The organism is Nitratireductor sp. GZWM139, from assembly GCF_030068685.1.
GTDB lineage: Bacteria > Pseudomonadota > Alphaproteobacteria > Rhizobiales > Rhizobiaceae > Nitratireductor > Nitratireductor aquimarinus.
Window position 1 is genome coordinate 81,713 of the sequence record NZ_JAMQML010000017.1, and the last position, 10,124, is coordinate 91,836.

Annotated in this window: 9 protein-coding genes; 7 read left to right on the top strand and 2 right to left on the bottom strand. The window is 64.3% G+C overall.

Features of this window, described 5'->3' with window-relative positions:
• Positions 1-17: 17 nt before the first annotated feature.
• The 5 genes from NDI72_RS18600 to lpxK all read left to right on the top strand — a co-directional run bounded on the left by NDI72_RS18600 (position 18) and on the right by lpxK (position 4,495).
• The gene (locus NDI72_RS18600) at positions 18-788 is read left to right on the top strand and encodes a 3'(2'),5'-bisphosphate nucleotidase CysQ (protein WP_283801355.1); all 771 of its coding nucleotides are present in this window, start codon (positions 18-20) and stop codon (positions 786-788) included.
• 217 nt (positions 789-1,005) lie between these two features.
• Positions 1,006-1,254 (top strand): DUF4170 domain-containing protein, encoded by a 249-nt coding sequence (locus NDI72_RS18605; RefSeq protein WP_113156194.1) that lies wholly within the window; start codon positions 1,006-1,008, stop codon positions 1,252-1,254.
• 13 nt (positions 1,255-1,267) lie between these two features.
• Positions 1,268-2,053, top strand: a complete 786-nt coding sequence (locus tag NDI72_RS18610) for a lysophospholipid acyltransferase family protein (RefSeq protein ID WP_206544732.1) — start codon at positions 1,268-1,270, stop codon at positions 2,051-2,053.
• Positions 2,054-2,055: 2 nt separating this feature from the next.
• Positions 2,056-3,375: a lipid IV(A) 3-deoxy-D-manno-octulosonic acid transferase gene (waaA, locus tag NDI72_RS18615; RefSeq protein ID WP_206544733.1), complete on the top strand. Its 1,320-nt coding sequence runs from the start codon at positions 2,056-2,058 to the stop codon at positions 3,373-3,375.
• Between the two features lie 82 nt (positions 3,376-3,457).
• Positions 3,458-4,495, top strand: coding sequence for a tetraacyldisaccharide 4'-kinase (gene lpxK, locus NDI72_RS18620; RefSeq protein WP_283801357.1), 1,038 nt, complete (start codon positions 3,458-3,460; stop codon positions 4,493-4,495).
• Positions 4,496-4,583: 88 nt separating this feature from the next.
• Here lpxK and NDI72_RS18625 read toward each other — a convergent pair whose 3' ends face one another.
• Both NDI72_RS18625 and mutL read right to left on the bottom strand, forming a co-directional pair.
• Positions 4,584-4,814, bottom strand: a complete 231-nt coding sequence (locus tag NDI72_RS18625) for a DUF2093 domain-containing protein (RefSeq protein WP_113154340.1) — start codon at positions 4,812-4,814, stop codon at positions 4,584-4,586.
• Between the two features lie 146 nt (positions 4,815-4,960).
• Complete coding sequence (mutL, locus tag NDI72_RS18630) at positions 4,961-6,862, bottom strand: DNA mismatch repair endonuclease MutL (protein ID WP_283801358.1); 1,902 nt, start codon at positions 6,860-6,862, stop codon at positions 4,961-4,963.
• Between the two features lie 228 nt (positions 6,863-7,090).
• Between mutL and NDI72_RS18635 the strand changes: the two genes are divergently transcribed.
• Both NDI72_RS18635 and NDI72_RS18640 read left to right on the top strand, forming a co-directional pair.
• The gene (locus tag NDI72_RS18635; RefSeq protein ID WP_113154342.1) at positions 7,091-7,798 is read left to right on the top strand and encodes a carbonic anhydrase; all 708 of its coding nucleotides are present in this window, start codon (positions 7,091-7,093) and stop codon (positions 7,796-7,798) included.
• Between the two features lie 1,009 nt (positions 7,799-8,807).
• The gene (locus tag NDI72_RS18640) at positions 8,808-10,031 is read left to right on the top strand and encodes an acyl-CoA dehydrogenase (protein WP_390881183.1); all 1,224 of its coding nucleotides are present in this window, start codon (positions 8,808-8,810) and stop codon (positions 10,029-10,031) included.
• Positions 10,032-10,124: the final 93 nt, after the last annotated feature.

Consider the following 10,124-nt stretch of genomic DNA (forward strand, 5'->3'; position numbering starts at 1 on the left):
GCCCACAGGATCTTTTGATGGACGACCTGGCGCTGGTCACCGAGGTGGCGCGCGAGGCGGGCGGCATTGCGCAGAAATATTTCCGACGCGATCCGGAAGTGTGGTGGAAGGGCGGCACGTCGCCGGTCAGCGAAGCGGATCTGGCGGTGGACCGGTTTTTGCGCGAACGCCTGATGACGGCGCGCCCGGACTATGGCTGGCTTTCGGAAGAAACGGCTGCTGTCGACCACGAACTGGCCCGCGAGCGGGTGTTCATCGTCGATCCCATCGACGGCACGCGCGCGTTCATCGACGGGCGACCCATCTGGTGCGTGAGCATCGGGATTGCCTTTCGCGGCAGAAGTGTCGTGGGTGTGCTGGAGTGCCCGGAGCTTTCTGAAACCTATCAGGGGCTTGAGGGCGGCGGTGCGTTTCGCAATGGGGAGCGCATTGTGGTAAAACCGGCAGGCGATGCGTTTGTGATTGCGGGCCCCAAGCCCATGGTCAAGGCGCTGCCGGAAGAGGTCGGCCAGAAGACGACGCCCTATGGTTATGTGCCGTCGCTTGCCTATCGCATCGCCATGGTGGCGAGCGGCGCGCTGGACGCCACTTTCGTCAAACCCAATTCCCATGACTGGGATCTGGCGGGGGCGGATGTGATCCTGCGCGAGGCGGGCGGTGCGCTGCATGACGCCGATGGCAGATTACCGGTCTATGCCGGGGCTGATCCGCGCAAGGGTGCGCTGGCTGCCGGCGTTGGCGCGTTGTTGGAAACGATGACGGCCACGCTTTCCGAGTATCGCCAATAAGCGTCTTCCTGTGAGAAGCCGCAACCACATCCGTTGGATCGCCATGCGTTCACACGGATGCGTGGAGTACATTATCGCTGGAGCTTCGGAACAGCGGAAAAACCGGTGTCCACTTTTCGGTCCGTTGCTCTAAACGGTTTCAAAATCCGAGGTTTTCCTCTACACGGGCGGTTAGCGATTTGCTTATTGCCACATTCGTCTGCAAATGGGCTTGGTCATGTCCGAGAAAAAAGAGAATTCCCAGCTTCTTCATCTGGTCTTTGGCGGCGAGTTGTCCTCGCTGACCGGAGTAACTTTCCGCGACCTCGATGATCTCGACGTCGTTGGAATCTATCCAGATTACAAATCTGCCGAAAAGGCCTGGCGCGCAAAAGCGCAGGAGACCGTTGATAACGCGCATATGCGCTATTTCATCGTTCACCTACACCGCCTGCTCGATCCCGCGTCGGAAACGACCAAGGGATAGCAAGGACCCACATATGGAAAACAAGGCGACTGCGCCTTCCCCTGCCGTGAGCGCAAAGCGGAAGAAGACGGGACCGCGCCCCTTCAAGGAGCTGTGGCGCCGTATTCGCAAGCCGCTGGCGAAGTCGCGCTTTGTGAAACAGGCGCTGGCGACGCTGATGGCGGGCGCAATTCGCCTGATCGACCGCACCAATCCGCGTGTCGAAGGGTCTGACGACCTGCAGGCGGCGATTGATCAGCATTCGCCGGCCATTGCAGCGCTCTGGCACGGCCAGCACATTCTTGGTCCGGCGATCAATCCGCGCAAGCACAAGATCGTTGCGCTCTTTTCGCGCAGCGCCGATGCCGAGCTGAATGCGCTCGTTGCCGAGAAACTCGGTTTCGATACGGTGCGCGGCTCCGGCGGGCGCAAGGGCGAGCGCGATATCCGCAAGGGTGGCGCGAAGGCGCTGATCGCGCTGAAAAAGACGATCGACCGCGGCTGCAATGTTGCGATGATCGCCGACATTCCCCATGGCACGCCGCGCGAGGCGGGGCTTGGCATCGTCACGCTGGCGCGGATTTCCGGCCGGCCAATCGTGCCGGTCGCCATTGCCACGAGCCGCCGCAAGGTGCTTGAGCGCACATGGGACAAGACCACCATCAATCTGCCCTTCGGGCGCAGCGCGGTCATTCTGGGCGAGCCCATTTTTGTCGCCGCCGATGCGGATGCGGATGTGATGGAAGAGAAGCGTCGCGAGGTCACGGATTCGCTCAATGAAGCGACCCGCAAGGCCTACGCCCTGGTCGACGATAGATGACCATGAGTGAACGCTGGGCACGGACCATCCTTACGACCTATCGCTGGGCAGGCGCGGCGGTGTTTCCGCTGATTGGCGGCTATATCGTCTGGCGCGCCGGCAAGGGCAAGGAAGACCGGGTGCGCCGGCACGAGCGTTACGGCAAGGCCGGCAAGCCGCGCCCGGAAGGCCCGCTGATCTGGATGCATGCGGCCAGCGTTGGCGAGACGGCGGCCGTGATCGGCCTGATTGAGCATCTGCTTGGCTATGGCATCAATATCGTTCTGACCACCGGCACGGTGACCTCCGCCAAGGTGGCGGAAGAGCGGCTTGGCGGCAATGTGATCCACCAGTATGTGCCGCTTGATCTGAAGCCGGCTGTCAGCCGCTTTCTGAACCACTGGAAGCCGGATCTGGCCATCATGGCCGAGTCTGAAATCTGGCCGATGACGATCCTTGAACTGGGCGCGCGCCGCGTGCCTCAGGTTCTCGTCAACGGGCGCCTGTCGGATCGCTCGTTCGCGCGCTGGCAGAAGCGGCCCTATCTGGCCGAGGCGCTGTTCGAGAACCTGGCGCATGTGGTTGCCCAGTCGGAAGTTGACGGCGAGCGCTTCCGCACGCTGGGTGCGCGGCCCGTGACCGTTTCGGGCAATCTCAAGGTCGATACGCATGTTCCGCCGGTTGACCCGGAGGCGCTGGCGCTTCTGGAAGGGCAGATCGGCGAGCGCGAGACCTGGGCTGCCGTCTCCACCCATGAGGGCGAGGAGACCGTGGCGGCGGATGTTCATGAAAAGCTGAAGCCACGGCATGCCGACATTCTCAGCATTATCGTGCCGCGCCATCCCGAGCGCGCCGACGGGCTGGAAGAGGAATTCAAGGCGCGTGGCCTCAAGGTGGCGCGCCGCAGCCGCAATGATGCGGTGTCTGCCGATGTCGATATCCTGCTCGGCGACACGATTGGCGAGATGGGACTTTATCTGCGCCTGACCGAGATCGCCTTTGTGGGCCGGTCTCTGACGGGCGAGGGCGGGCAGAACCCGATTGAGCCTGCGCGTCTGGGCACGGCGGTTCTTTCTGGCTGCAATGTGCAGAATTTCCGCGACGCCTACCGCCGCCTGATCGATGCGGGCGGTGCGCGGCTGGTGCGCGATGGCGAGATGCTGGCGGGCGGGGTGAACTTCCTGCTCAACAATTATTCCGCACGGCGCACCATGATCAAGGCCGGGCGGGCTGCGGTTGACGACATGTCGGGCGCGCTGAACCGCACCTTGCAGGCGCTCGATCCCTATATTCATCCACTGATCGTCAAGAGTCGTCTTGAGGACGATGAGGGCCATGGCTAGAGCATCGGGCCGAAAAGTGGAAACCGGTTTTCGGTCATCCCGATGCTCCGTGAACAGTGTGGATCGTCCTTCGCGCGTGCGAATGGACGCGCGGCGATCCAGTGAGGCGCCTCCGTTCTGGTGGGAGCCGGCGGACTGGCGGGCCTGGAGCCTTGCCCCGTTCTCCGCGCTTTACGGTCTTGTGGCCGGCTACCGGATGGCGTCTGCCAAACGCGCGAAAGTGGATGTGCCGGTCCTGTGCGTGGGCAATTTCACCGTTGGCGGCGAGGGCAAGACGCCCGTTTCCATCGCGCTGGCGAAACAGGCGCGGAAGCTGGGGCGCAAGCCGGGCTTCCTGTCGCGCGGGCATGGCGGCTCCATGACCACGGCACATCTGGTGGATGCGGAAAAGGATCTCTCGCGCCATGTGGGTGACGAGCCGCTGCTTCTGGCGCGGCATGCGCCGACCATGGTTGCGCCGGATCGCCTGACGGGCGCGCGCGAGCTGGTCGGCATCGGCTGCGACTTCATCATCATGGATGACGGTTTCCAGAGCGCGCGCATTCACATGGATTACGCGGTGATGGTGGTGGATGCGCGGCGCGGGCTGGGCAATGGCCATGTCATTCCAGGCGGCCCGCTGCGGGCGCGGCTGATCGACCAGCTGCGCTTTGCCGATGCGGTGCTGACCATGGGCGAGGGCACTGCGGCCGACCATGTGGTGCGCCAGACCTCGCGGGCGGGACGACCGGTGTTTCAGGCGCGGCTCAAGCCGCGTGGCATGCGCGCCATCAAGGGCGGGCGGTTTCTCGCCTTTGCGGGGATCGGGAACCCGAAGAAGTTCTTCGACAGCGTTGCCGAGGCCGGCGGCGCAGTGGTGGAGGGGAAGAGCTTTCCCGATCATCACCCCTATGATGATGACGACGCGCGCGATCTGATCGCAGCCGCCGGCAGGGACGGGCTTCAGCTCATCACGACGGAGAAGGATCTTGTGCGGCTGCGCGGCGGCAGCGGTGCGCTCGGCGAACTGGCCGAGGCAAGCCGGGTGCTTCAGGTGGAAGCGGTGTTTGAGGCAGCGGACATGCCGGTGACGATCATCGAAAACACGATCGAGAACTGGCGCGAACGCAGCCTCAAATAAATTTGGAGCCGTTCATCGTTTCACCGAAACGCTGCACCGCTCCATCTCTCTGTTTTTTCGCAATCCCGGACGGAAAACCGGTTTCCGATTAACCGCGTTTGCGCAGTTCGGGATGCATTTCCAGTTCGCGGGCGAGCGAGGTGTCGGCGCTCACATAGGCTTCCTGGCGCTCGACGCTCCAGTATTTCAGGTCATCGAGCTGGATCGGCTGTTCGGTGACGGCGCAGCGCACGAAAGCGCCGGGGGTCATGACCTGAAAGTCGCCATCCAGATAGCGAATGCGTGCCTCGCGCGCGCCGGGTCCTTCGAAACGGTTCATCGTCTGGTGCCTCTTGTCATCAACTCTGGGCCTTAACCTTCCTGCCGCGCCAAGTAAACCTGCTTGTCGCTGGCGGGGCCGCGTGAGGTCTTGGTCTGGATCATCGGATTAACCCGAAACCGGTACCCACTTTTCGGTCCGATGCTCTAACGCCTGCCGAACAGGCGTTCGATATCGGTCAGCTTCAACTCGATATAGGTCGGGCGGCCGTGATTGCACGTGCCGGAGCCGGGCGTTGCCTCCATCTGCCGCAGAAGCGCGTTCATCTCTTCGGCGCGCAGCCGCCGTCCGGAGCGCACGGAACCGTGGCAGGCCATGGTCGCGGCGATGTGGTCGATGCGCTCCTTCAACGTGTCGGCGGTGTCGTTCTCGGCGATTTCGTCGGCCAGGTCGCGCACGAGCTGCGGAACGTCGACCTTGCCCAGCATGGACGGGGTTTCGCGCACGGCGATGGCTCCGGGGCCGAAACGCTCCAGCCCCAGCCCGAAACGGGCGAGGAATTCGGCATGGGCGGCGACGCGGTCGGCGTCTTCTTCCGGCATGTCCACGATCTCGGGCAGAAGCAGCATCTGCGCGGGCAGGGCGCGCGAATGGAGCGCCTCCTTCAGGGCCTCGTAGACAAGGCGCTCATGGGCGGCGTGCTGGTCGACGATGACGAGAGAATCCTCCGTCTGCGCGACGATGTAGTTTTCATGCACCTGCGCGCGCGCGGCGCCCAGCGGGGAGCGCATCAGCTCGGGTGCGGCCTCGGCCTCGCCGGCGCGGGCATCGGCGCTCAGGCCGGCACCGACATCGAAAGCCGACTGGGCAGGCGCGGAAAAGCCGCCGGCGGCGGGCGCTGCGCCTGCAATGGAGGCACTGCCCGTCATGTCCAGAGGGCGGGTGGGGGAGGTGTCGAGCCGCCAGTCCTGCGCGGGGCGCGGTGGCGGGGTGTAGCGATAATGTGCGCTTCCGCGGCCGGAAAGGCCGCCGGGCGCTGCGTGCTCCGGCTGGCGGAAGGCTGCCAGCATGGCGTCCGCTCCGGAGGTGGAGGCGCGCATGCCGCTGATCTCCAGCGCATGGCGGATCGCGCCGACGATGAGACCGCGCACAAGGCCCGGATCGCGGAACCGCACATCGGCCTTGGCCGGATGCACATTGACGTCGACCAGCGCCGGATCGAGCGAGATGAAGAGCGCGACGACCGCATGCCGGTCGCGCGGCAGCACGTCCATGTACGCGCCGCGAATGGCCCCGGTCAGGAGCTTGTCGCGCACCGGCCGCCCGTTCACGTAGAAATATTGCAGCATCGCGTTGCCGCGCGAAAATGACGGGATCGAGACATGGCCCGACAGCGCGACGCCCTCGCGCTCGGCCTCGATGGGCAGCGTGTTCTCGGAGAAATCCTTGCCCATCACCTGCGCGATGCGGCGCAGCAGCCCCTCGCCATCGGCCGGCACGGCGGGCAGCTCCAGCGTGTTGCGGTCGGAGCCCGTCAGGGTGAAGCGCACCTCGGGAAAGGCGAGCGCCATGCGCTTCACCACCTCGGTGATGGCGGCGGTCTCGGCGCGCTCGCTCTTCATGAATTTCAGCCGTGCAGGCGTGGCGAAGAAGAGGTCGCGCACCTCCACCGTGGTGCCGCGATTGGCCGCCACGGGCCGGACCGGCGACACGCGCCCGCCTTCCACGGCGATCTCGGCGGCGCTGTCGGCCCCTTCCGGGCGCGAGCGCAGGGAAAGCCGCGCCACCGAGCCGATGGAGGGCAGCGCCTCGCCGCGAAAACCGAGCGAGCGAATGTCGTGAATGTCGTCGGTGAGCTTCGACGTGCAATGGCGCGAGACGGCGAGCGGCAGCTCGTCATGCGCGATGCCGCCGCCATTGTCGGTGACGCGCAGCAGCGAAAGCCCGCCGCCGGCGGTCGCCACCTCAATGCGGGTGGAGCCGGCGTCGAGTGCGTTTTCCACCAGCTCCTTCACGACGCTCGCCGGCCGCTCGATCACCTCGCCTGCGGCGATCTGGTTGATCACGGTGTCGTTTAGCTGGCGAATGGTGTGGGAGGCTGCAGTCATGGGGGCGATTTTACGGGGATTCGGAGGTGGCGAGAAGAGACGCCGCACCGCTTTCCAGCACTTGTGTCGGGGCGGGGTGAGGGAGCGCGTGGGCCGGAAAGGGCGGCCCCTGCGGCCCGCAGGGGAAGAAGATGTAGATTGTTAGAAGTGTAAACATAAATCGAGTGATCAGGTAAGTTTTGAGATATACGGCTTTACGTTGGGTCAACTTTAGAAAGCGACTGAATTATGTGCGTGAATTGTGACTCTGGAATTCTTAGCCGTCGTGGGCTGCTGACAGGCGGTCTGGCTCTTGCAATGGCTGCACCGCTTGCCGCGCGTGCATCCGCCGAAACCGGCGCGGCAGCGCCGGTCTCACCCGACGAGGCGTTGCAGCGCCTCATGGACGGCAATGCGCGCTATGTGGCCAACCAGCCCATCAACACCGATCATTCGGCGGGCCGCGCCAGCCGCGCGCAGGGGCAGCAGCCCTTCGCGGCCATCGTGAGCTGCGCGGATTCCCGCGTTGCGCCCGAGCTGATCTTCGATCAGGGGCCGGGAGAGCTTTTCGTCATTCGCGTGGCGGGCAATTTCATCAATGAGGACGGGCTGGCGAGCCTCGAATACGGGGCGGCCGTTCTCGGCATCAAGACGATCCTCGTGCTGGGGCACACGGCCTGCGGCGCGGTGGACGCCACGATCCAGGCGATTCAGGACAACACCCTGCCGCCCGGCCATCTGCCGAGCCTCGTGAACGCCATTCGCCCTGCGGTCTACGACGCCATGGCGGCAGAGCCGGAGGACCTGCTGGCGACCGCGACAGCGCGCAATGCGACGCTAAACGCGGAGAGGGCGCAGACGGCCGGCCCGATTCTCGGCGACCTCTATGCAGCCGGCAAGCTCAAGGCCGCTGCGGGCATTTATGACATTGCCACGGGGAAGGTGAACTTCCTTTAAAGGGAGCTTCCGCGACTGCCCTCCGCCTTCGTCATACCCGGACTTGATCCGGGGATCCATTCCATGACCGTTGTGGCGGGTTTCGACCGACCGGCATGGATCCTCGGGTCAGGCCCGAGGATGACGAAGGAGTGGGTGGGGACGCATGATCAGCCCCGCCTTCATTTCATTCTAAACGCTTGCCGCCCGCCCCTCATCCTCACCTTCTCCCCGCTCGCGGGGAGANTGGGGACGCATGATCAGCCCCGCCTTCATTTCATTCTAAACGCTTGCCGCCCGCCCCTCATCCTCACCTTCTCCCCGCTCGCGGGGAGAAGGGCGCGCAGGCGGTGGGGTCTAACCTGCACACTCGCTCCTTCGTCATCCCCGGACTTGATCCGGGGATCCATTCCTTGGCGGTTGTGGCGGGTTTCGACCGACCGGCATGGATCCCCGGGGCAGGCCCGAGGATGACGAAGGGGGGATAGCTTCATTTTCACCTGTACAGGTGAAGGACCATGCAGGCGAGTGAGAGGTGCCGAACTGCAGGGTGGCAAGCGCGGCATCGCCGTGCCTTTACCCTCATCCTGAGCTCGTCGAAGGGCGGGGGTAAAGGCATGCACCATGCGCTCCCTGCCGCTCTCCATGTCGCCCTCGCCCTTCGACGAGCTCAGGATGAGGGCTGTGTGGGTTACTGCGCTTCCTGCCCTGCGTCACCCCGGGCTTGACCCGGGTTTCATTCCGTGACCGTTGTGACGAGTTTCAACCGACCGGCATGGATCCCCGGATCAAGTCCGGGGATGACGAAGGCGCGGGGTGGGATGGGGCGTGAAACACCGCGCAGGCGGTTTGGCTGATTGGTGTGCCGTGTCTCATGGTGAATGTCTCCGTTCGAGCCCCCACCTCAATCCATCCCCTCCCGTCACCATCCTCTTCCAAAAAATCATTTTAAGCTTGAAGCAGTTTCGCATAGGATGCTGTATGCTCCAGTCAGGCGTCGAGAGAGCGCAACCGCATCAGGAAGGCACATATGAATATGGAAGCACCACAGGCCAAAGCCGCGTCGAAATCCTCGAAATCGAATTTCGTGTGGGACGACCCGTTCCTCATGGAAGACCAGCTCACCGATGAAGAGCGCATGATCCGCGATGCCGCGGCCGCCTTTGCCGCCGACAAGCTCGCGCCGCGCGTCGAGCACGCCTACATGAACGAGGAAACCGACGCCGCGATCTTCCGCGAAATGGGCGAGGCGGGCCTTCTGGGCGTGACGGTGCCGGAGGAGTATGGCGGCGTGGGCGCCGGCTATGTGTCCTACGGTCTGGTGGCGCGCGAGGTGGAGCGCATCGATTCCGGCTATCGCTCAATGATGAGCGTGCAGTCCTCGCTGGTGATGTACCCGATCCACGCCTATGGCTCGGAAGAGCAGAAGCAGAAATATCTGCCGAAGCTCGCGTCCGGCGAATATATCGGCTGCTTCGGCCTGACCGAGCCGGATGCGGGTTCGGACCCGGGCGGCATGAAGACGCGCGCGGAGAAGATCGACGGTGGCTACCGCCTGACCGGCTCCAAGATGTGGATCTCCAATTCGCCGATCGCCGATGTGTTCGTGGTGTGGGCGAAGTCTGCCGCGCACGGCAACAAGATCCGCGGCTTTGTGCTCGAAAAGGGCATGAAGGGCCTTTCCGCGCCGAAGATCGGCGGCAAGCTTTCGCTGCGCGCATCGATCACCGGCGAGATCGTGATGGACGGCGTGGAAGTGGGCGAAGACGCGCTTCTGCCGAATGCCGAGGGGCTGAGCGGCCCGTTTGGCTGTCTGAACCGTGCGCGCTACGGCATCTCCTGGGGTGCGATGGGTGCGGCGGAAGACTGCTGGCACCGCGCGCGCCAGTACGGTCTCGACCGCAAGCAGTTCGACAAGCCGCTGGCGCAGACGCAGCTCTTCCAGAAGAAGCTTGCCGACATGCAGACCGAGATCGCGCTCGGCCTTCAGGCCAGCCTGCGCGTTGGCCGGCTGTTCGACGAGGGCCGGATGGCGCCGGAGATGATCTCCATCGTGAAGCGCAACAATTGCGGCAAGGCGCTCGACATTGCGCGGCAAGCCCGCGACATGCATGGCGGCAACGGCATCCAGATCGAGTACCACGTGATGCGCCACGCGCAGAACCTGGAGACGGTCAACACCTATGAGGGCACGCATGACGTTCACGCGCTGATCCTCGGCCGTGCGCAGACGGGCCTGCAGGCGTTTTTCTGATGCGATTGTGAGGGCAGGCGCGCGGCGGTGAGCGGCGCGCCCTGCCGAGAGAGTTTGAGAAGGGGCGGGCGCTTTGGCGTCTGCCCCTTTTTT